The sequence below is a fragment of the Kitasatospora sp. NPDC058492 genome (assembly GCF_042720685.1).
GTDB lineage: Bacteria > Actinomycetota > Actinomycetes > Streptomycetales > Streptomycetaceae > Kitasatospora.
This window is the reverse complement of the sequence record NZ_JBHXMU010000028.1, coordinates 1-21,573: the sequence shown is the minus strand read 5'-3', so window position 1 is coordinate 21,573 and position 21,573 is coordinate 1. Positions and strand designations below refer to the sequence as shown.

Sequence of the window (21,573 nt, the reverse complement as noted above, 5' to 3'; positions counted from 1 at the left end):
CCCCGGAGGCGTCTCCCCGTTGTCGGCCGCTGGTGTCGGCCGCCGATGGTGTCGACCGCCCCGTCGGCGTCGGCCCGCTCCTCTGCGTCGGGCGCTCCTCAACGCCGCCTGAGGAGCGGGGTGTTGCTCCGGTGGGGCCGGATCAGAACCCGGCGCCGATCTCCCGGGCGATGAGCATGCGCTGAACCTCCGATGTGCCCTCCCCGATTTCCAGGATCTTGCAGTCGCGCCAGAAACGGGCGACCGGGAACTCGTTCATGAAGCCGTACCCGCCGTGGATCTGGGTCGCCTCGCGGGCGTTGTCGACGGCGGCCTCGGACGAGTACAGCTTCGCGATCGCGGCCTCCTTCTTGAACGGTTCGCCGTGCAGCAGCCGGGAGGCGGCGTCCCGCCAGGCCAGGCGGGAGGTGTGGGCGCGCAGCTCCATGTCGGCGAGCTTGAACTGGATGGCCTGGTTGGCGCCGATCGGCCGGCCGAAGGCCCGGCGCATGCCGGCGTACTTGACGGACTCGTCGACGCATCCCTGGGCCAGGCCGGTGGCCAGGGCCGCGATCGCGATGCGGCCCTCGTCGAGGATCCGCAGGAACTGGGCGTAGCCTCGGCCACGCTCGCCCAGCAGGTTGGCCGCGGGGACGCGGCAGTCGGTAAAGGACAGTTCGCGGGTGTCGGATGCGTTCCACCCGACCTTCGAGTACTTCTTCGATACCTGGAACCCCGGGGTCCCGGTGGGCACGATGATGGAAGAGATTTCGCGCGTTGGCGAGCGGAATTCGCCTTCTTCACTCGAACGAGCGATCGGTTCCGTGAGTGCGGTGACGGTGACCAGACCGGTGATGTCCGTGCCGGAGTTGGTGATGAAGCACTTGGTGCCGTTGATGACCCACTCGTCGGTGGTCTCGTCGTACCGCGCGGTCGTGCGGGTCGCGCCGGCGTCCGAGCCGCCCTCGGGCTCGGTCAGGCCGAAGGCACCGAGGAGTTCGCCGGAGGTCAGCCGGGGCAGCCACTCGCGCTTCTGCTCCTCCGTCCCGAACCGGTGGATCGGCATCGCGCCGAGCGAGACGGCCGCCTCCAGGGTGATCGCCACCGAGGAGTCGACCCGGGCGAGTTCCTCCAGGGCGATGCCCAGCGCGAAGTAGTCGCCGCCCATGCCGCCGTACTCCTCCGGGAAGGGCAGGCCGAACAGGCCCATGCGCCCCATCTCGCGGACGATCTCGTACGGGAACTCCTCCCGCTCGTAGAACCCGCCGATCTTCGGCGCCACCACGTCCTGGGCGAACTCGGCGACGGTGCGCCGCAGTTCCTCGTACTCGCTGCTGAGCCGGTGGTCGAACACGGTGATCCTCCTGGAGCCCGGCCGGGGTGGCCGCGGGCGTGAGCGGGACGACCGGCGTCCGTCTGACGGTGTGACGGTCGCACGGTGTGGTTGGACGATGAACGTGGTGCCTGGTGCCTGGTGCCTGGTGCCTGGTGCCTGGTGCCGGCCGCGGCCGGGATTCCGCGCGGCCGGCACCGGGGAGCGGTGGTGGGGCGGGGTCAGCCCCGGGCGGCGCCGAGCAGCGCCTGGACGGTGCGGGACGGGCTCGGACGGCCCAGCCGCTCGGCCATCCACCCGCTGGTGGCGACCAGCGCGCGCAGGTCGACCCCGGTCCGGATGCCGAGCCCGTGCAGCATCCACACCAGGTCCTCGGTGGCCAGGTTGCCGGTGGCGCTCTTCGCGTACGGGCAGCCGCCGAGGCCGCCCGCCGACGCGTCCACCGTGGTGACCCCCTCGCGCAGGGCCGCCAGGGTGTTGCTGAGCGCCTGGCCGTAGGTGTCGTGGAAGTGCACGGCGAGCCGGCCGGCCGGCACCCCGGCCCGCGCGAAGCCGGCCAGGAGGGCGCCGACCTGCCCGGGGGTGGCCACGCCGATGGTGTCGCCGAGGCTCAGCTCCGCGCAGCCCATCTCCAGCAGCCGCACGCCGTATCCGACCACCTGGGAGACCGGGACCGGACCTTCCCAGGGGTCTCCGAAGCACATCGAGAGGTAGCCGCGGACCGCCAGCCCGGCCTCGGTCGCCCGCGTCACGACCGGGCGGAACATCGCCATCGCCTCGTCCGCCGAGCGGTTGAGGTTGCGGCGGGCGAAGGTCTCGGTGGCGCTGGCGAACACCGCGACGTCGGTGGCGTGGTGGGCGAGCGCCCGGTCGAGGCCGCGTTCGTTGGGCACCAGCACCGGCAGCCGCAGGCCGGGGTTGCGCTCCGGCAGGCCGGCGAGCCGGGGCATCAGTTCTTCGGCGTCGGCCAGCTGCGGGACCCATTTCGGGTGGACGAAGCTGGTCGCCTCGACGGTGCGCAGCCCGGCGGCCGCGAGCCGGGCGATGAACTCCGCCTTGACCTCCACGGGCACCAGGGAGCCCTCGTTCTGCAGCCCGTCGCGCGGTCCGACCTCGTGGATCCGGACCTCCTCGGGCAGGCCGGGGGCGCGGACGGGGTCGGGCAGGCCCAGGTCCAGCGCGTCGGGCTCGCGGGCGGGTGCGGTCATGACCGCACCCCGGCGGGCGCGGGGGCGGCCTGCTCGTCGGCGCCGTCCCCGGCCGGGGCGACCACGACCAGCAGTTCCTCCATCGCGACGGTGGCGCCCGCGGTGGCCCGCAGCTCGGCCACCACGCCGTCGTGCGGGGCGGCGATCACGTGTTCCATCTTCATGGCCTCCAGCACGAGCAGGGGCTGGCCCTTGCGGACCGTCTCGCCCGTCGTGGTCTTGACGACGGTGACGGTTCCGGGCATCGGGGCGGTCAGGGCGCCGTGGTGGGCGGCGGTTCCGGCGGCGCGCTCGCCCACCGGGTCGTGGGCGTGCAGCGACCAGGCGTCGCCCTCGATGCCGAGCCAGGTCACCGGGCCGGCGGCGAGGCCGGGAGCGGCGTCGGTGGCCAGCGCGAACGTGGTCTGCAGGCCGTCGACGGTCAGGTGCAGCCGGTCGGCGGTCCGGGTCGCGCGGGCCCGGTGGACGGGCCCGGCGCCGAGCCGGAGCTCGACCTCGCGGGTGAGCTCGGCGGGATTGTCAGTGGCATCGGCTACGTTGCCCGCAGTGATCGAACGGATGCGCACCGAGACCGGATCCTGGCCGGGGGTACGGAGTCGGTGGGTGGTCCAGGCGGGGGTGCCGCTCAGGCGCCAGCCGGAGGGAAGGGAGAAGGGGTCGGTCCAGCCGCCGGGGTCGGCGGCCGGGGTGAGGTCCAGGTGCCGCGCCAGCGCGGCCGCGTAGTAGAGGAGGTGGGCAGGTGGTGGCGTCTCGGCCGTCAGCGGGTCGGCAGTTGTGGCGTCGGCCTCGTGCGCGTCATCGGCCTCGTTGGCCTTGTCGGCCTCGCCGGTCTCGTTCGCGCCGTTCGGCGCGTTCGCCGGGGAGTACGGCGAGGCGAGCAGGGCGGGCTGCTGTTGGGCCGTCTGTTCCACCAGGCCGGTGTCCAGCCGGCCGGCGACGACCTCGGGGTGTGCGAGCAGCCGTCGCAGGAAGCCGGTGTTGGTGGTGACGCCCAGGATGCGGGTGTCGGCCAGCGCGGCGCGGAGCCGGCGCAGCGCGGTCGGGCGGTCGGGCCCGTACGCGATGACCTTGGCGAGCATCGGGTCGTAGGCGCTGGTGACGACGGATCCGGGGGCGACTCCGGAGTCGACGCGCACGCCCTCGCCCTGGGGCTCGTCCAGGACGAGGATGCGGCCGCCGGTGGGCAGGAAGTCCCGTTCCGGGTCCTCGGCGCAGATCCGGGCCTCGATGGCGTGGCCCAGGAAGGAGATGTCGGACTGATCGAAGGAGAGCCGTTCGCCCGAGGCGATCCGCAGCTGCCACTCGACCAGGTCGAGTCGGGCTGAATCGTCGCCGACGGCGACGGCGAGTTCGGTGACGGGGTGTTCGACCTGGAGGCGGGTGTTCATCTCCATGAAGAAGAAGTCCCGCACCCCCTCGGTGGAGGCGGTGGCGGGGGAGTCCGGGTCGATGCCGGGAACGATGAATTCCACGGTGCCGGCCCCGGTGTAGCCGCAGGACTCCGCGGCGCGGACGGCCGCGGCGCCCATCGCGGCGCGGGTCTCGGCATTGAGCAGAACGGAGGGAGCCTCTTCGATCAGTTTCTGATGGCGGCGCTGGAGGCTGCATTCGCGCTCGCCGAGGTGGACGGTGGTGCCGTGGGCGTCGGCGAGCACCTGCACCTCGATGTGGCGCGGCCGGTCGACCCAGCGTTCCAGCAGCAGGGTGTCGTCACCGAAGGCGGTCCGGGCGACGCGGCGGGCGGCGGCGATCTCGGTGGGCAGGTCGGCGCGGTCCCGCACGAGGCGCATGCCCTTGCCACCGCCTCCGGCGGACGGCTTGAGCAGGACGGGGTAGCCGATCTCCTCGGCGGCGGCGAGGAGATCCCCGTCGGTGGGCGCGGTGGCCTGGCTGCCGGGGACCACCGGAACGCCGGCGGTTCGGACGGCTTCCTTGGCGTTGATCTTGTCACCCATCAGCTCGACCGCACCGGGAGGAGGTCCGATGAAGACGAGGCCGGCGTCGGCGCAGGCGCGGGCGAAGCCGGCGTTCTCGGCGAGGAAGCCGTAACCGGGGTGGACGGCCTGGGCCCCGGTGCGGCGGGCGGCGGCGAGGATCTGGTCGGTGCGCAGGTAGGTCTCGGCCGCCGAGCTGTCGCTGCGGTCGGCCGGGCCGAGCCGGACGGCGACGTCGGCCTCGCGGACGTGCGGCGCGTCGGCGTCGGCGTCGCTGAACACGGCGACCGAGCGCACGCCGAGCCGCCGCAGGGTGCGGATCACCCGGAGGGCGATCTCGCCGCGGTTGGCGACCAGAACTGTGTCGAACATGGGAGGCGTTCCTCCGGGTCGAGGGGAGCCGTACGAAGGAGGTGGCGGCGGGGTGGCGGCGGTGGAGAGGAGGGCGCCGGCCCGGGTGCGCCGGCGCCGCGGGAGTCACGCCCGCAGGAGCGGGGTCACACCGACAGGAGAGGAGAGGTCGCGTGGGAGGGGGCGGGTCACACCCGCCGGGGCGGGGTCACATCCGGAAGACCCCGTACGGGCCGGGCGGCGGGAGCGGGGCGTTGGCGCAGGCGGTGAGGGCGAGGCCGACGACGGTGCGGGTGTCCATCGGGTCGATCACGCCGTCATCCCAGAGGCGGGCGGTGGCGTAGTAGGCGTTGCCCTGGCGCTCGTACTGCTCGCGGACGGGGCGCTTGAACTCCTCCTCCGCCTCGGCCGGCCACTGCTCGCCGTGGGCCTCCAACTGGTCGCGGCGGACGGTGGCGAGGACGGACGCCGCCTGCTCGCCGCCCATCACGGAGATCTTCGAGCCCGGCCACATCCACAGGAAGCGAGGTGAGTAGGCCCGGCCGCACATCGAGTAGTTGCCGGCTCCGTACGAGCCGCCGATCACCACGGTCAGCTTCGGGACGCGGGTGCTGGCGACGGCGTTGACCATCTTGGCGCCGTGCTTGGCGATGCCGCCCGCCTCGTACTGCCGGCCGACCATGAACCCGGTGATGTTCTGCAGGAAGAGGAGGGGGATGCCGCGCTGGTCGCACAACTCGATGAAGTGGGCGCCCTTGAGGGCCGACTCGGAGAACAGCACGCCGTTGTTGGCGACGATGCCGACGGGGTGGCCGTGGATCCGGGCGAAGCCGGTGACCAGGGTCGCGCCGTACTCGGCCTTGAACTCGGCGAACCGGCTGCCGTCGACCAGCCGGGCGATCACCTCGCGCACGTCGTAGGGCGTGCGCGGGTCGACCGGGACGGCCCCGTACAGGCCGGCCGGGTCCACGGCCGGCGGCTCGACCGGGGTGAGCGGCCACGGCCTGGCCGAGCGCGGGCCGAGCCCGGCCACGATCGTGCGGACGATGGAGAGGGCGTGGGCGTCGTCCTCGGCCAGGTGGTCCGTCACCCCCGAGGTGCGGGAGTGCAGGTCACCGCCGCCCAGTTCCTCGGCGGTGACCACCTCTCCGGTGGCGGCCTTCACCAGCGGCGGCCCGCCCAGGAAGATCGTGCCCTGGTTGCGGACGATCACGGCCTGGTCGCTCATCGCCGGGACGTACGCCCCGCCGGCCGTGCAGGAGCCGAGCACGGCGGCGATCTGCGGGATGCCCGCGGCGGAGAGCCTGGCCTGGTTGTAGAAGATCCGGCCGAAGTGGTCGCGGTCCGGGAAGACCTCGTCCTGCATGGGGAGGAAGGCGCCGCCGGAGTCCACCAGGTAGACGCAGGGCAGCCGGTTCTCCAGCGCGACCTCCTGGGCGCGCAGGTGCTTCTTCACGGTCATCGGGTAGTAGGTGCCGCCCTTGACGGTGGCGTCGTTGGCGACCACCACCACCTCGCGCCCGGCGACCCGGCCGATGCCCGCGATCACCCCGGCCGCGGGCGCCGCCCCGTCGTACATTCCGTCGGCGGCCAGCGGGGCCAGTTCCAGGAAGGGCGAGGCCGGGTCGAGCAGGGCGTCCACCCGGTCGCGGGGGAGCAGCTTGCCGCGCGCCGTGTGCCGGGCGCGGGCCCTGGCGCCGCCGCCGAGGGCCGCCGCGTCGAGCTTCTCGCGCAGCTCGGCGACCAGGGCCCGGTGTGCCTCGGTGTTGGCGCGGTAGGCGGTGGAGCCCGGGTCGACCGCAGTGCCGAGCCGGGGCGCGGGAGCAGCGGCTCCCGGCGGTACGGCACCTGGCGCCGCCGTGGTGCCGGCCGCTGTGCTGCCATGGACGCCGGTGGGTACACCGGCGGTTGAGATGACCATTCCCAAGAGCTCCCTTGCCCTCGGCACCAGGCGGGCGGCCGGATGCGGTGCGCCCATGGACCCCACGTTAATTAACGTTAACTTACGCGCCCAGGTTAACGGCCGATAACCCCACTGTCTACGATGGGCAGCATGCCGAACGTCCCCGCAGCCTCCGCGCTCCCACGCCGCGACCAGATCCGTCGGGAGGCCGCGCGACTCTTCGCGGCCCGGGGTTTCCTCGGGGTGGGTGTGGACGAGATCGGCAAGGCCGTCGGCATCAGCGGCCCCGGGCTCTACCGCCACTTCGCCGGAAAGGACGCGATGCTCGCCGATCTGCTGATCGGCATCAGCGAGCGCCTGCTGGAGGAGGGGCGGCGCCGGGCGGGGGGCGGCGACGGTCCGGCTGCCGCGCTGGACGCGCTGATCGGCGGCCACGTCGACTTCGCCCTCGACGACCGCGACCTGATCACCCTCCACGACCGCGAGCTGCTGAACCTCAAGGAGGAGGACCGGCGCACCGTCCGCCGGCTCCAGCGCGGCTACGTCGAGCTGTGGGTGGACGTGGTCCGGCAGGTCTATCCGCAGCTGACGGGCCCCGCCGCCGAACCGGTGGCCAGGGCCGCCGTCCACGCCGTCTTCGGCCTGATCAACTCGACCCCGCACAGCCTCGGCCCGGGCCCCGCCCAGGACGAGCGCTCCGGCCTCCAGCGCGACGGCATGGCCGTCCTGCTGCACGCCCTCGCCCACGGCGCCTTCGCGGCGGCGGCCGAGTCGGTGTCCGCGCAGGCCTGAGTCCTGCGCACCCGGACGGCCCGCTCGGCAGTCCAGGCCCAAGGTTGGCGCTCCGGCTCCGAGGCCGGAGGTCTAGGACCAAAGGACGGCGCCCGCCCGCCCCGGGCCGCTGGGCCTTCGGCGGCCCGTCCGCGACCCTGGAGGCAGGCGACCCCGGAGGCGGGCGACCCTGGAGGCGGGCGGGTCGGCGGGCCGTGCGTTCGTTCGGCCGGGAATCACCGCAGGCCGCAGGCTGTTGGCCAGTCCGCCGGACCGGACGATCCGGGCCGCCCCGGCCCGCTCCGGCCCCATCCGGGCCGGAAACGCCATGGCGGCCACCCGACGAAATGGTTAGCATCCCTAAATATGCCTGAGACTCACGGATCCACGGTGGAGCAATCCCCGAGCGGCTCACCGGCCCCCGGCGCGAGCCCGCAGCCGGACGGCGCCCACCCGCAGCCGGACGGCAACGACCCGCAGGCCGTCGGCTGGCTGCGCCGCCTGGTCGGCTACTGCTGGCGCTCCCGTCGCAGCGTGCTGCTCGCCTTCGGCGCCTCGCTCGTCGGCATGGCCGTCACCTCGCTGGTGCCGCTGGTCACCAAGCTGATCATCGACGACGTCATCACCGCGCACACCCGTTCGCTGGTCCCCTGGGCGGTGGTGCTGCTGCTCGCCGCCGTCGTCGTCTTCGGGTGCACCCAGGTCCGCCGCTACTACGGCGGCCAGCTCGCCCTGGACGTCCAGCACGACATGCGCAGCGACCTGTTCCGCTCGCTCGGCCGGCTCGACGGCCACCGCCAGGACCGGCTGGACACCGGCCAGGTGGTCGGGCGTGCGACCTCCGACCTCCAGCTGATCAACGGCCTGCTCTCGATGCTGCCGATGATGACCGGCTACCTGCTGATGTTCGTCATGTCGCTGGCCGTGATGGTCTGGCTCTCCCCGCCGCTCACCCTGATAGCCCTGGTGATGGCCCCCGCGCTGTGGTGGATCACCGTCCTCAGTCGGAAGCGACTCTTCCCCGCCACCTGGGCCGCCCAGCAGGAGGCGGCCGCCGTCGCGGGTGTGGTGGACGGCGCGATCGGCGGTGTCCGGGTGGTCAAGGGCTTCGGCCAGGAGGCGCAGGAGCTGGACAAGCTGGAGCGGGCCTCCCGCAACCTGTTCGCGGCCCGGCTCCGGTCGATCCGGCTCAACGCCCGCTACAACCCGGCGATGCAGGCCGTCCCGGCGCTCGCGCAGGTCGCGGTGCTGGCCTTCGGCGGCTGGCTGGCCGTCGACGGCCAGGTGTCGCTCGGGACCTTCGTGGCCTTCTCCACCTACGTCGCGCAGATGACCGGACCGGTGCGGATGCTCACCATGGTCATCACGGTCGGCCAGCAGGCCCGGGCCGGTGTGGAGCGCGTCCTCCAGCTGATCGACGAGCGCCCGCTGGTCCAGGAGCGCCCGGACGCGCTCACCCTGGACCTCACCCTGGACTCCACCGGGGACGGCACCCGCGAAGGCAGCACCGCAGGCCCCCGCGTCGCTGCAAGCCCCCGTGCCACCGCAGGCCCCCGAGCCTCCGATGTCGCCCTGGAGTTCGACCAGGTCGAGTTCCGCTACGACCCCGAGCACCCCGCCCCCGTCCTGCACGGCCTCAGCCTGAAGCTGGCCCCCGGCGAGACCCTCGCCCTGGTCGGGGCTTCCGGCTCCGGCAAGTCGACGGTGGCGCAGCTGGTGCCGCGCTTCTACGACCCGGCGGCCGGCGCCGTCCGCCTCTACGGCCACGACCTGCGCGACCTCACCCTGGACTCGGTCCGGTCGGCGGTCGGCATCGTCCCCGAGGAGAGCTTCCTGTTCTCCGAGTCGGTCCGCACCAACATCGCCTACGGCCGTCCGGACGCCACGGACGAGCAGGTCGTGGCGGCCGCGCGGGCCGCCCAGGCCGACGAGTTCGTCCGCGCGCTGCCGGACGGCTACGAGACCAAGGTCGGCGAGCAGGGCCTGACCCTCTCCGGAGGCCAGCGCCAGCGGATCGCGCTGGCCCGGGCGATCCTCACCGACCCCCGGATCCTGCTGCTGGACGATGCCACCTCGGCGGTGGACCCGCAGGTCGAGGCGGAGATCCACGACGCGCTGCGTTCGGTGATGACCGGCCGCACCACGCTGCTGATCGCCCACCGCCGCTCGACCCTGCAGCTTGCCGACCGGATAGCCGTCCTGGATCACGGCCGGCTGCTGGACATCGGCACGCACGAGGAACTCGACGCCCGATGTCCCCAGTACCGGGCTCTGATCACCGACCCCGAGGCCGGCCGCACACCCCGGTCGTCCGAGGCCCCGCAGACTGTCGAGCAGACCTCTCCGCAGACCCCCGAGCGGCCCGCTGGGCAGCAGACCCCCGAGCAGCAGACCGCTGAGCAGGCCGCCGAGCAGACCGAGGCGCGGTCCGCCTCCGAGCAGGTCGACGGACCGACCCCCACGCAGGCCCCGGCCCCGGAACCCGTTGCCCCGGAACCCGTCGCCTCGCAACCCGCTGCCCCGGCTGCCCCCGACCTCCCCACCCCCGCCCTGGTCAAGGCGGCCCGCACCGCCGACCCCGACCTGCTGGCCAGGGTCGCGGCCCTCCCGCCGGCCGCCGACTCCCCGGCGGTCCCGCGCGCCGAGGCCGAGGCCGGTGACCCGGACTTCACCCTCCGCCGCCTGCTGCGCCCCTTCCGCGTCCCGCTCGCCCTGGCCCTGCTGCTCGTCGCGCTCGACGCGGCTTCCGGCCTGGTGCTGCCGGTGCTGATCCGGCACGGCATCGACCAGGGCGTCAGCAAGGCCCTGATGTCCGGGGTCGCCGTGGCCGCGCTCGCCGCGCTGGTGGTGGTGCTGCTGGACTGGTTGGTCCAGAGCGCCGAGAACCGGGTCAGCGGCCGTACCGGTGAGCGGGTGCTCTACATGCTCCGCCTCAAGATCTTCGCCCACCTCAACCGGCTCGGCCTGGACTACTACGAGCGCGAGCTGTCCGGCCGGATCATGACCCGGATGACCACCGACCTGGACTCGCTGACGTCCTTCCTGCAGACCGGCGTGGTCACCGCCGTGGTCAGCCTGCTGACCTTCGGCGGGATCTTCGCCGCGCTGCTGATCATCGACGCCGGCCTGGCTCTGGTGGTCTTCGCGGTGCTGCCCCTGCTGGTGATCGCGACGCTGGTGTTCCGACGGAAGTCCAGGGACCAGTACGAGCTGTCCCGGGACCTCATCAGCACCGTCAACGCCGACCTCCAGGAGAACGTGGCGGGCATGCGGATCGTCCAGGCCTTCCGCCGCCTGGACACCAACACGGACCGCTTCGTCGCCCGGGGCGTCGCCTACCGCGAGGCCCGGGTGCGCGCGCAGCTGTACATCTCGCTGTACTTCCCGTTCGTCCAGTTCCTCTCCAGCGTGGCCGCCGCGCTGGTGCTGATCGTGGGCGCGGCCCGGGTCGACGCCGGGACGCTGACGGTCGGCGCGCTGGTCGCGTACCTGCTGTACATCGATCTGTTCTTCGCGCCGGTCAACCAGCTGTCCCAGGTGTTCGACGGCTACCAGCAGGCTTCGGTGGGCCTCGGCCGGATCCGGGAGCTGCTGCGCACCCCGACCGCCACGGCCGAGGCGGCCGACCCCGTGCCGGTGCCCGAGGGGCTGCGCGGCGAGATCTCCTTCGAGGGTGTCGGCTTCGCCTACAACGGCGGTGCGGACGGCGCCCCGAACGTGCTGACCGGTGTGGACCTGCACATTCCGGCCGGGCAGACGGTGGCGCTGGTGGGCGAGACCGGCGCCGGCAAGTCGACGCTGGTGAAGCTGGTCGCCCGGTTCTACGACGCGACGGAGGGCACCGTGCGGGTGGACGGGGTCGACCTCACCCGCTTCGACCTGGCGCAGTACCGCCACCGGCTGGGCGTGGTGCCGCAGGAGGCGTACCTGTTCGCGGGCACGGTGCGCGAGGCGATCGCGTACGGCCGGCCCGACGCCTCGCCGGCCGAGGTGGAGGCGGCGGCCCGGGCGGTCGGCGCGCACGACATGATCGTCCGGCTGTCCGGCGGCTACGACCACGAGGTCGCGGGTCGCGGCCGCAACCTCTCGGCGGGCCAGCGGCAGTTGATCGCGCTGGCCCGGGCCGAACTGGTCGATCCGGACGTCCTGCTGCTCGACGAGGCGACCGCGGCGCTCGACCTGGCCACCGAGGCGGTGGTCAACCAGGCCGCGGACCGGCTCAGTGGCGGCCGCACCACGCTGGTCATCGCCCACCGGCTGACCACCGCCGAGCGCGCCGACCGGGTCGTCGTGCTGGACCACGGCCGGGTGGTCGAGGACGGTACGCACACCGAGTTGCTCGCCCGGGGCGGCACGTACGCCCGGCTCTGGCAGGCGTTCATCGCGGACGGCCACCCGGCGGTCGAGGCCGTCGCCGCGGGGTAGCCGACTGCCCGCGATCAGTCTGGCGGACCGTCGCCGGCGGCCCGCCAGACTGATCGTCAGGCGGCGATCAGCGAGGCCAGCAGGCCGGTGGCGTCGATCCCGTGCGGCAGGTCGCTGACCTGTCCGTCCCCGACCTCGACCACGCGCCAGCCGGAGCCGTCGGCCCGGCTGGCGAGGTCGGTGGTGACGAAGCGGCAGCCGAGCATCCGGACCAGGGGGCGGACGCCGGTGAGGTCGGGTTCGACATCGTGGTGGGGTGCGTCGGGGTGCGGCCCGACCAGGACGGGTTCGCCGTCCAGCCACCACACCCGCGCCTCCACGGCCCGCCCGCTCCCACGGCCCGAACGGACATCCGATCCTTCCCCCGATCCTTCGCCGAAGTCGTCGCCCGAGCTGCCGCCCGGCCCGTCGGCCGGCCGCTCGAACTCCTCGTACCGCCGCAGCACCACCCCGCCGGTCAGGAACTCGCCCTGGAGCTCGACGAACCGCGCCACCACCCGCCCGACGCTCGCCAGATCGGCCAACTCGGGGATGTAGCAGGCCTCGTGCCACTCGTGCTTGCGCGACTTCACGTAGTCCTTGACGATCGCCGGCCCGCTCCCGCCGAGCCGGGCCACGGCGGCCGCCAGCTCTTCCGGCCCGGGCACCGAGGAAGCGGCGGTGGGGATCCACGTGCTGGGCGGAGTCGCCCCCTCGAACACGTCGTACCAGCCCGGCAGTTCGTGTGCCGTCGCATAGCCGGCCGGGCTGGTCAGCAGGGCGCAGCCGCGCGCGGCGAGCGCGGTGGCGAAGCCGGTGTAGCGGGCGGACGGAAGCATCCAGCCCCGGTACCAGAGCGGACCCCGGTCCTGCGGCACCCGCCGGACCGCCTGCTCGGCGTGCCCGGCGTGCCCGGCGAGCAGCGCGTCGTGGTCGACCAGGTGGTGCTCGCCGCCCAACTCCCGCAGCAGCCTGGCCTCCCAGGCGAAGTGCGGGTCGGGCCGGCGCGGGTTGAGCGGGTCGGCGGGGAAGAGGATCGCGGGTACGGGCATGGCCGTCAGGGTAAGGCCCGGGCGGGGCGGCGTCGGCGGCTTTCGGCGCGTCAAACCCGCTCGACGGCCCGGCCGGGTGCTGGGAGAGTGATCCGATGCGAAATCTGCTGAGACTCCGTACACGTGTCCCCCGGCAGGCGGCTCGCACGGTGGTCCTGGACGAGGACGGCTCGGTCTTCCTGCTCCGTTCGGACAACGACGAGGTCGGCGTCCACTGGACCATGCCGGGCGGCGGGCTGGAACCCGGCGAGACCCCGTGGACCGGCGCCCGGCGCGAACTCTGGGAGGAGACGGGCTGGAGCGACCTCGAACCGGGCCCGCTGCTCTGCACCTGGGAACACGACTTCACCTGGCACGGCACCCCGGTCCGTCAGCACGAGCACATCTACCTCACGGGCGGACCGCACCGCGGCCCGGTCGGTGACGTCAGCGCGGTGCACGCCGAGGACCGGATCCTCGACTGGCGCTGGTGGACCCCGGCCGACCTGGCGGACGAGCACGCCGACGCGCTCTGGCCGCCCCGGCTGCCGGAGCTGCTGGCCGCCGTCCGCGAGGGCTGGGCCGTCGATGGGCGCCCCCCGGTACCCGTCGACCTCGGCTTCATCCCGAACGCCCCGGCCACCCGCTGACGGCCACCCGCTGACCGTTCCCCGACGCACGGCCGACCGCGATCTCCTGACCGCCGTCTCCTGACCGTCACCTGCGGGCCCCAAAAGTGCGCTGCTACGGCCACACGCTGCTACAAGCGCACGCCCCTACGGGCGCCCGCCGCGTCGCGCCCGCCCGCCCGGGCCGGATTCCCAACCGTGCAGGTCCAGCTCCCGGTCGTGCAGCGCGCAGGGGTTCATCAGCACGGTCAGCTGCGCGTCGGCCAACTGCTCGAAGGCGAGCCCGGTGGCGGACAGCAGCTGCTCGGTCGGCACCGAGACGGCGATGGCGGCGCGCCAGGAGGGCAGCACGATCAGGCTGGTGCCGCGGCCGATCCGGACCGGTTCCGCCGTCACCCGGACCGGCGCCCGCTCCTCCGGGCGGCCGACGGCCTCGGGCTGGTTCGGGCTGCCGCCGATCAGGATGCCGAGTGGTGTTTCGGCCCACGCCGCCTCGGGGGCGGCGGCCGACGGAGCCGTCACCGCCCCGGTGCCTCCGATGAGTTCACCTGAACCGGGTGCGGCTGCCGCCCAGACCTCGGCCGGGAGAGCGGCGGAGGTCACGGGTGTCGTAGGTGCTGTCCCGATCGGTTCGGTCGCGGCCGTCTCCCGTGCGGCCGCTCCCTGCCCGGTCGCGTCGGCCTGCGGGTGCATCCGGCGCAGCCGGCGCGAGGGCGCGGGGCGCCGGGAGCCGGCGGCCCGGAGTTCCTCGCGCGCCGCGCGCAGCACGGGCACGGCCCGGTCGCCCTCGGGCGTGACGGCCGGCCGGCCGAACCTGCCAGCCCCGGTCCCGGTCCCGGTCCCGGTCCGCCCGCCCACGGCCTCGGCCCCGCCACCCGGAACGTCTCCACGGTGCTCAACATCCGCGCCGCCCGCGCCGCCTTCACGGACCTCGCCGTCCTCGCCGTCCCCGTCCTCGGCGCTCTCGCCCAGCAGCGCCCGGACTTCCGTAGCCGATCGCCGGCACGCGGCCGCCAGGTCGGCGACCGAGCGGCCTTGGGCGCGGGCGGCCCGCAGCCGGTCGGCGAGCGCCGCCCGCAGCCGCGAGGTGGTCGGATCGTCCGCAGCCGCCTCGCCCCTCGCCGCCGCGAGTCCGCCGTCCCCCGCGCCGTCCTCCCGTCCGCGTGGCTGCGGCACCGAGTCGTGGCGTGAGCCGCCGGCCTGGCGCGGCCCGCCGGCGGTGCCGGACGGGGCGGCGCCCGGAGTGCCGGCCGGGCCGGTCTCGGCGGCCGTCGTGATGGAGCAGCGTGCGGCGTGCGGGGGCGCGGATCCGGCGCTGTCCCCGGGCGGGTCGGGCAGGGACGGGTCGGTTGCGGCGGGGTGGAGCGAGGTCATCGGCACGGGCCCTTCGGCGGACGGTCCGGATGATCCTCCCGCACCGCGCGACCAGCTCCAAGCATCAATTCCGGGGGTGTGCGCGAGACCACTGCCCGCCCCTACACCCCGTGTCGGCTCAAGTGCCGGGCGCGACGAAGCCCTTGAGGTCGGCGAGCACCACGTTGGCCGCCATGACACCGAGCCCGAGGAACCAGGTCTCGTCCGAAACCGGCCGGGCCTGACCGGACTTGACCGCGCCGAGGGTCTTCCAGAGCGCGCCGCCGAGCACCGCGTCCTGGTTGGTGGAGCTGGGGCTGCCGTACACGCCGTAGAAGATCCAGTCGGCGTCGGCCTTGTCGATCTGTTCCGGGCTGACCTCCACCGCGAGTTCCTTGACCTGTTCGATCTTGGGCTGCGGCAGCGGGATGTCGGTGAGGATGGTGCCGATGAAGGACAGCTCGGCGTACAGCCGGGTCCGGCCGGGCATGAAGCGCAGCGGCGTGATGGTGGGCCGCTTGTCGCCGAGCTTGGCGCCGATCGCGGTGGCGGCCGCCTGGTACGCGTCGAGCTGGGTCTTGGCCTCGGCCTCCAGGCCGAACGGGCTGGCGTTGAGCTGGAAGTTCTGCTTCCAGGGGTAGCCGGGGCGCAGCGAGAAGACGGTCGGCGCGATCTTGGACAGCTGCGCGTACTGGTCCTGGGCGCGCAGCTGGCTGCCGAGGATCAGGTCGGGCTTGAGCGCGGCGATGGCCTCCAGGTTGAGGCTGTTGATGGTGCCGACGTTGGCCGGGTTGCCGGCCTTGTCCTTGAGGTAGGACGGCAGGGACTTGGAGCCGTCGGTGTAGACGATGCCGACCGGCTGGATGCCGAGTGCGACGACGTTGTCGAGTTCGCCGGTGTCCAGCACCACGACCCGGGTGGGCTTGGCGGGGATGACGGTCTCGCCCATGGCGTGCTTGACGGTGCGCGGGTAGACGCCGGGGGCGGCGTCGGTGCCGAAGCCCTTCATCTTCTCGATCACGGTGGCGTAGTCGTCGCCGCCCTGCTTGACCGACTTCTGGTCGGGCGATGCGCCGCCGGCGCCGGGGGTCGCGCCGCCTGAGCCGCCGTTGCCGCCCGAGCCGCCGGAGCTGCCGCAGGCGGTGAGCATTCCGCCGAGGCCGAGGGCCGCCCCACCGGCGATCCCGGCGGAGAGGAACCTGCGGCGGGAGGGGGTGCGGGGGACGAGGACCAGGTCGTCGGGGTGGGGGGCCACGCGACGCTCCTTCGAATCGAGGTTAGGTGAGGCAAACCTATCCGAAGCACTCGAGGGGGGCGTAGTGGCCCGTCCGAGCCGAGGGCGAACCATCTCAAACCTTGACATAAGGGAGAAATTCTCTTGACCCTGATCCTTTGAAACCAAGGTACACCGCTTAACGCGCCGTTAATGCTGCACCTTGACGGCCTTCGCCGAGAACGAATCGAAGCAAGTGGTTTAGATCACCAAGGGTTGGTCTACTCAACCTTCCATGCTCGCGCCTAGGGTGCGCTGGTGTTTGATCAGCAGCTCTCAGAGCACGGAAGCAGCGGCCGGGCAATGGCGCCCGACGCTCCGCAGGGTGCCCCGGTCAGTGGCATCAGTGGTGGAGTCCCCGACCAGGGGACAGCTGGGGGAGCGGGGGACAAGGGTCTACGGGGCAACTCGGTGGGCCTGCTGGGCAGTGTGGTCCTGGGCGTTTCCACGGTCGCCCCGGTCTACTGCCTGACCGCGACACTCGGGCCGACCGTCACCGCGGTCGGCGTCCAGATGCCCGCCGTGTTCCTGGCCGGCTTCCTGCCGATGCTGCTCGTCGCGTTCGCCTACAAGGAGCTGAACAAGGACTTCCCGGACTGCGGCACGTCCTTCACCTGGACGGTCAAGGCCTTCGGCCCCCGGGTCGGCTGGATGGCCGGCTGGGGCCTGACCGTCGCGACCATCATCGTGCTGTCCAACCTGGCCGGGGTCGCGACCGACTTCCTCTACCTGATGCTCGGCGAGATGACCGGCAGGAGCTGGGTCGCCGAACTCGACCAGAACCAGGCCGTCCACCTGCTCACCGTCGTCCTGCTGATCGCCGGCGCCACCGCGATGAGCTACCGGGGGATGACCGCCACCAAGTGGTTCCAGTACAGCCTGGTCGGCCTCCAACTCGCCGTGCTGGTGCTCTTCTCGGCCATCGCCATCGGCAAGGCCGCCGCCGGCGACCTGCCCGACTCGATCGGCTTCTCGTTCTCCTGGCTCAACCCGCTCCAGGTCAGCTCCTTCAGCGCCTTCACCGCCGGCCTGTCGCTGTCGATCTTCATGTACTGGGGCTGGGACACCTGCCTCACCATGAACGAGGAGACCCTCGGCAGCACCAAGACCCCCGGCCGCGCCGCGATGGTCTCCATGGTCACCCTGGTCGGCTCGTACCTGCTGGTCGCGATCTCCGCCCAGATGTTCGCGGGCGTCGGCTCCACCGGCTCCGGCCTCAGCAACCCGGAGACCTCCGACAACGTCTTCGCCGCGCTCGCCCGCCCGGTCCTCGGCTCGCCGTGGAGCGTCCTGCTCTTCCTGGCCGTCGTCGCCAGCGCCGCCGCCAGCCTCCAGACCACCTTCATCCCGGTGGCCCGCACCCTGCTCGCGATGAGCGCCTACCGCGCCGTGCCGCCGCGTTTCGGCGCCGTCCACCCGCGCTTCCGCACCCCCGGGTACGCCACCGTCGCGGCCGGCATCGCCACCGCCGTCTTCTACGTCGGCATGAGCCTGATCAGCGAGAACGTCGTCCAGGACACCATCCTGGCGCTCGGCCTGATGATCTGCTTCTACTACGCGCTGACCGCGTTCGCCTGCGTCTGGTACTTCCGCCGCTCGCTGCGCACCGGCCCCCGCGACCTGTTCCTCAAGGGCATCGCCCCGCTGCTCGGCGGCGTGCTGCTGAGCGGGGTCTTCCTGCAGACCCTCACCGACGCCTGGAGCCCGGACTACGGCAGCGGCGCCGTCTTCGGCATCGGCTCGGTGTTCGTCATCGGCGTCGGCATCCTGCTGCTCGGCGCCGTCCTGATGACCTGCTACGGGCTGGCCCGGCCGGAGTTCTTCCGCGGCGAGACGCTGCGCAAGGACACCCCCGCGCTGGTCGTCGAGGACTGAGAGGACCGGGAGGACCGGGAGGACCGAGGGGACCGGGAGCGCCGAAAACCGACCACGCCGCCGGGCATCGACGCTATCCTCGACCGCATGAAGCTTTACGCGGGCCAGTGCTGGTGGCCGTCCTGAGGGACGGCCACCCCACCCGCTCGACCAGGGCCGTCCGGAATGGACGGCCCTTTCGCGTTTCCCACGGAACGGGCCCCCGCCCCGGACGGCCGCCACCGCCGCCGTACCGAGGAGAAACCCGATGACCACCGCGACGACCGCGACCAACGCGACGACCCCGACGACCTCGACGACCCCGTCCGTGGCCACCACCGCCACCTTCACCGCCGACCCGGCCGGCCACCGCGTCCTCACCGGGGACCGCCCCACCGGACCGCTGCACCTCGGCCACTACTTCGGCACCCTGCACAACCGCGTCCAGCTCCAGAACCAGGGCGTCGAGATGTTCGTCGTGATCGCCGACTACCAGGTCATCACCGACCGGGACATCGCCGACCGGCTCGCCGAGCACACCGAGAACCTCGTCCTCGACTACCTCGCGGCCGGCCTCGACCCCGACCGCGCCACGATCTTCGCGCACAGCGCCGTCCCCGCCCTCAACCAGCTGCTGCTGCCCTTCCTCAGCCTGGTCAGCGTCGCCGAACTGAACCGCAACCCCACCGTCAAGGACGAGATCGCGCACTCCCGCCAGTCCGCCGTCAACGGGCTGATGTTCACCTACCCCGCCCACCAGGCCGCCGACATCCTTTTCTGCAAGGCGAACCTCGTCCCGGTCGGCCAGGACCAACTGCCCCACCTCGAAGTCGCCCGCACCATCGCCCGCCGCTTCAACGAGCGCTACCCGCACGCCGACGGCGGCGCCGTCTTCCCCACCCCCCGCGCACTGCTCTCCGACGCCCCGCTGCTGCTCGGCACCGACGGCGGCAAGATGAGCAAGAGCCGGGGCAACTCCGTCCCCCTCGGCGCCACCGAGGACGAGACCGCCCGGATCATCCGCGGCGCCAGGACCGATGCCGACCGCCGGATCGACTACGACCCGGCCAACCGGCCCGAGGTCTCCAGCCTCGTCCTGCTCGCCGCGCTCTGCCAGGACCGCGCACCCGAGGAGATCGCCGAGGAACTCGGCGACGGCGGGGCCGCCGCGCTCAAGCGCACCGTCACCGACTCCGTCAACGAGTACCTCCGCCCCCTGCGCGCCCGCCGTGCCGAACTCGCCGCCGACCGAGGCCACCTGCGCCAGGTCCTGCGCGACGGGGCCGAACGCGCCAACGCCGTCGCCGACGCCACCCTCGACGAGGTCAGGAAGGTGATGGGGGCGATCTGAAGAACCGCCCCGCACCGTCGGGGCACCTCCGGCGTACCTCCGGCGCACCTTCGGCCCGAAGACGTCGGCTCGCGGACATCGGCCCGTCGAAACGGGGGCATATCGTCACCGGGCGGCCTCGACCACACCGAGGCCGCCCGTACCCGGCCTCCCCCGAAAGGCGTCCCGGCCCATGGACCAGCACCCGACCACGTCCGGCCAGGGTCTGACCCGCCCGCCGCACCTGCGCCCCGGCGACCACATCGCCGTCGTTGCCCCCAGCGGCCCGATCGACTCCCAGCGACTCACCGACGGCTGCGCGATCCTCCGCTCCTGGGGCCTGCGAGTCACCGTCGCCCCGCACGTCCTCGACGCCCACCCCACCCTCGGCTACCTCGCCGGCACCGACGCCGACCGCGCCGCCGACCTCCAGTCCGCCTGGCTCGACCCCACCGTCGACGCCGTCATCTGCGCCCGCGGAGGCTACGGCGTCCACCGCATGGTCGACCTGCTCGACTGGGACGCCATGCGCGCCGCCCCGCCCAAGCCGTTCATCGGCTTCAGCGACGTCTCCTCCCTCCAGGAGGCCTTCGCCCAGCGGCTCGGCATCGCCACCCTCTACGGGCCGATGAGCGCGGCCGGCTCCTTCATCTCCGACGGACCGACCGCCGAGCACCTGCGCCGCACCCTCTTCGAGCCCACGGCCACCACCGTGCTCACCTCACCGACCGCCACCGCCCTCGTCCCCGGCCGCGCCAGGGGCGTCACCGCGGGCGGCTGCGTCCACGTCCTCGCGGCCGAGCGCGGCACGCCCGCCGCCCGGCCCTCCTACGCCGGCGGCATCCTGATCCTGGAGGACGTCAACGAGCACCCGTACCAGCTCGATCGGCTCCTCACCCAGTTCCTGCGCTCCGGCGCGTTCGACGGGGTCGCCGGCATCGCGCTCGGCTCCTGGGACGGCTGCGGACGGCTCGACCGCGTCCGGGACGTCATGCTCGACCGCCTCGGCCCGCTCGGCATACCCGTCATCTGGGAACTCGGCTTCGGCCACTGCCCCTCCACCCTGACCGTCCCGCTCGGCGTCCCCGCCGTCCTCGACGCCGACGCCGGCACCCTCACCCTGGAAGTGCCCGCCCTCGCCGAGCGGTGAGGCCCGGGCCGGCGGTGAGTAGGGTGCGGCCATGAACGAGGACCGCCTCACCGCCCTCGCCCTCGGCTTCCTCCGGGGCCCGGGCAGCAACGCCCGTACGATCCTCGGACTTGCCGGCCCGCCCGCCGCCGGCAAGTCCACCCTGGCCCGGCACCTGGTCGCCGAGATCGAACGCGCCGAAGGCCCCGGCAGCGCCGCGTACGTCCCGCTCGACGGCTTCCACCTGTCCGCCGCCCAGCTGGACCGCCTCGCCCTGACCCACCGCAAGGGCGCCCCCGCCACGTTCGACGCCCACGGGTACGTCGCCCTGCTGCGCCGCATCGCCGCCGACCGCTTCCAGGACATCTACGTCCCCGACTTCGACCGCATCCTCGACGAACCGGTCGCCGCCCGCCACGTCGTCCGCCCGCACACCCGCCTCGTCATCACCGAGGGCAACTACCTCGCCTCCACCGACACCCCGTGGCCGGAGGCCCGCCGCCTGCTGCGCGAACTCTGGTACGTGGACACCGACGACGCCCTCCGCGAGGAGCGCCTGCTCCGCCGCCACCGCGACGGTGGCCGCGACGAGGCCACCGCCCGCCACTGGGTGACCGGCAACGACCACCCCAACGGCGAGTACGTGAAAGCCGGCCGCGCCCTCTGCACCCGGACCGTCCCCGGCAGCGGCTTGCCCGTGACGCCGGCCAGGGGTAGTGTTCTCTAGTCGCTCGGCAGGGAGCACCGGACACGCATCGGCGCGGACGGTCCCGGGGCGGCCAATCCTTTTGAAACACCATTTCCTGGTTCGGGCTGGGTCGCGTCTTGTCGCGGCTTGGTTCTTATTCGGTGTGTTCGTTTTATTGGATTGCGGCCGATTCGCTTTTCGGAGCGGGGATCGGCTAGAGTTTGAAACGTCGGACGGGGCGTCAAGCCGCAGAAGACATCAGCGAGTTGGATGAACGAAGCGCCGGAAACGGAGCGGAAAACATCTGGTAAGCTTGAAACACGAAAGAACGAAGCGCCCGGAGGGCCCGCTGGAAGGCGGTCCGAAGGAAGTGTCCGTTCCTTGAGAACTCAACAGCGTGCCA

General features: G+C 72.9%; 14 protein-coding genes. 7 read left to right on the top strand and 7 right to left on the bottom strand.

Features of this window, described 5'->3' with window-relative positions; genetic code table 11:
- Positions 1 to 142: 142 nt before the first annotated feature.
- The 4 genes from ACFWPI_RS19720 to ACFWPI_RS19705 form a co-directional block, all read right to left on the bottom strand.
- Positions 143 to 1,333, bottom strand: a complete 1,191-nt coding sequence (locus ACFWPI_RS19720) for an acyl-CoA dehydrogenase family protein (protein WP_380378822.1) — start codon at positions 1,331 to 1,333, stop codon at positions 143 to 145.
- A 200-nt stretch (positions 1,334 to 1,533) separates the two neighbouring features.
- Positions 1,534 to 2,520, bottom strand: coding sequence for a hydroxymethylglutaryl-CoA lyase (locus ACFWPI_RS19715; RefSeq protein ID WP_380378824.1), 987 nt, complete (start codon positions 2,518 to 2,520; stop codon positions 1,534 to 1,536).
- Positions 2,517 to 4,826: an acetyl/propionyl/methylcrotonyl-CoA carboxylase subunit alpha gene (locus tag ACFWPI_RS19710; RefSeq protein WP_380378826.1), complete on the bottom strand. Its 2,310-nt coding sequence runs from the start codon at positions 4,824 to 4,826 to the stop codon at positions 2,517 to 2,519. The genes ACFWPI_RS19715 and ACFWPI_RS19710 overlap by 4 nt, the downstream gene beginning before the upstream one ends.
- A gap of 187 nt (positions 4,827 to 5,013) precedes the next feature.
- Positions 5,014 to 6,726 carry a carboxyl transferase domain-containing protein gene (locus ACFWPI_RS19705; protein WP_063349305.1) on the bottom strand — a complete coding sequence of 571 codons (1,713 nt, stop codon included), beginning with the start codon at positions 6,724 to 6,726 and terminating at the stop codon, positions 5,014 to 5,016.
- Positions 6,727 to 6,858: 132 nt separating this feature from the next.
- On the opposite strand from ACFWPI_RS19705, the gene ACFWPI_RS19700 reads away from it, so the two are divergent.
- The gene (locus tag ACFWPI_RS19700; RefSeq protein WP_107452927.1) at positions 6,859 to 7,500 is read left to right on the top strand and encodes a TetR/AcrR family transcriptional regulator; all 642 of its coding nucleotides are present in this window, start codon (positions 6,859 to 6,861) and stop codon (positions 7,498 to 7,500) included.
- A 345-nt stretch (positions 7,501 to 7,845) separates the two neighbouring features.
- Positions 7,846 to 11,904: an ABC transporter transmembrane domain-containing protein gene (locus ACFWPI_RS19695; RefSeq protein WP_380378828.1), complete on the top strand. Its 4,059-nt coding sequence runs from the start codon at positions 7,846 to 7,848 to the stop codon at positions 11,902 to 11,904.
- Positions 11,905 to 11,960: 56 nt separating this feature from the next.
- Here the strand turns inward: ACFWPI_RS19695 and ACFWPI_RS19690 are convergent, their stop codons facing one another.
- Positions 11,961 to 12,935 (bottom strand): ATP-grasp domain-containing protein, encoded by a 975-nt coding sequence (locus ACFWPI_RS19690; RefSeq protein ID WP_380378830.1) that lies wholly within the window; start codon positions 12,933 to 12,935, stop codon positions 11,961 to 11,963.
- Between the two features lie 95 nt (positions 12,936 to 13,030).
- Here ACFWPI_RS19690 and ACFWPI_RS19685 point away from each other — a divergent pair, with 95 nt between their 5' ends.
- Positions 13,031 to 13,564, top strand: coding sequence for an NUDIX hydrolase (locus tag ACFWPI_RS19685; RefSeq protein WP_063349308.1), 534 nt, complete (start codon positions 13,031 to 13,033; stop codon positions 13,562 to 13,564).
- A gap of 126 nt (positions 13,565 to 13,690) precedes the next feature.
- Here the strand turns inward: ACFWPI_RS19685 and ACFWPI_RS19680 are convergent, their stop codons facing one another.
- Both ACFWPI_RS19680 and ACFWPI_RS19675 read right to left on the bottom strand, forming a co-directional pair.
- Positions 13,691 to 14,917: a hypothetical protein gene (locus ACFWPI_RS19680; RefSeq protein ID WP_380378832.1), complete on the bottom strand. Its 1,227-nt coding sequence runs from the start codon at positions 14,915 to 14,917 to the stop codon at positions 13,691 to 13,693.
- 118 nt (positions 14,918 to 15,035) lie between these two features.
- Positions 15,036 to 16,151 carry an ABC transporter substrate-binding protein gene (locus ACFWPI_RS19675; protein ID WP_380378834.1) on the bottom strand — a complete coding sequence of 372 codons (1,116 nt, stop codon included), beginning with the start codon at positions 16,149 to 16,151 and terminating at the stop codon, positions 15,036 to 15,038.
- Positions 16,152 to 16,472: 321 nt separating this feature from the next.
- Here ACFWPI_RS19675 and ACFWPI_RS19670 point away from each other — a divergent pair, with 321 nt between their 5' ends.
- From ACFWPI_RS19670 to ACFWPI_RS19655, 4 genes are all read left to right on the top strand, one after another.
- On the top strand, positions 16,473 to 18,044 hold the full coding sequence (locus ACFWPI_RS19670; RefSeq protein ID WP_063349310.1) for an APC family permease: 1,572 nt from the start codon (positions 16,473 to 16,475) through the stop codon (positions 18,042 to 18,044).
- 247 nt (positions 18,045 to 18,291) lie between these two features.
- The gene (gene trpS / locus ACFWPI_RS19665; RefSeq protein WP_380334932.1) at positions 18,292 to 19,374 is read left to right on the top strand and encodes a tryptophan--tRNA ligase; all 1,083 of its coding nucleotides are present in this window, start codon (positions 18,292 to 18,294) and stop codon (positions 19,372 to 19,374) included.
- Positions 19,375 to 19,546: 172 nt separating this feature from the next.
- Positions 19,547 to 20,503 (top strand): LD-carboxypeptidase, encoded by a 957-nt coding sequence (locus ACFWPI_RS19660; protein WP_380378836.1) that lies wholly within the window; start codon positions 19,547 to 19,549, stop codon positions 20,501 to 20,503.
- 31 nt (positions 20,504 to 20,534) lie between these two features.
- Positions 20,535 to 21,209: a nucleoside/nucleotide kinase family protein gene (locus ACFWPI_RS19655; RefSeq protein WP_380378837.1), complete on the top strand. Its 675-nt coding sequence runs from the start codon at positions 20,535 to 20,537 to the stop codon at positions 21,207 to 21,209.
- The last annotated feature ends 364 nt before the right edge of the window (positions 21,210 to 21,573 follow it).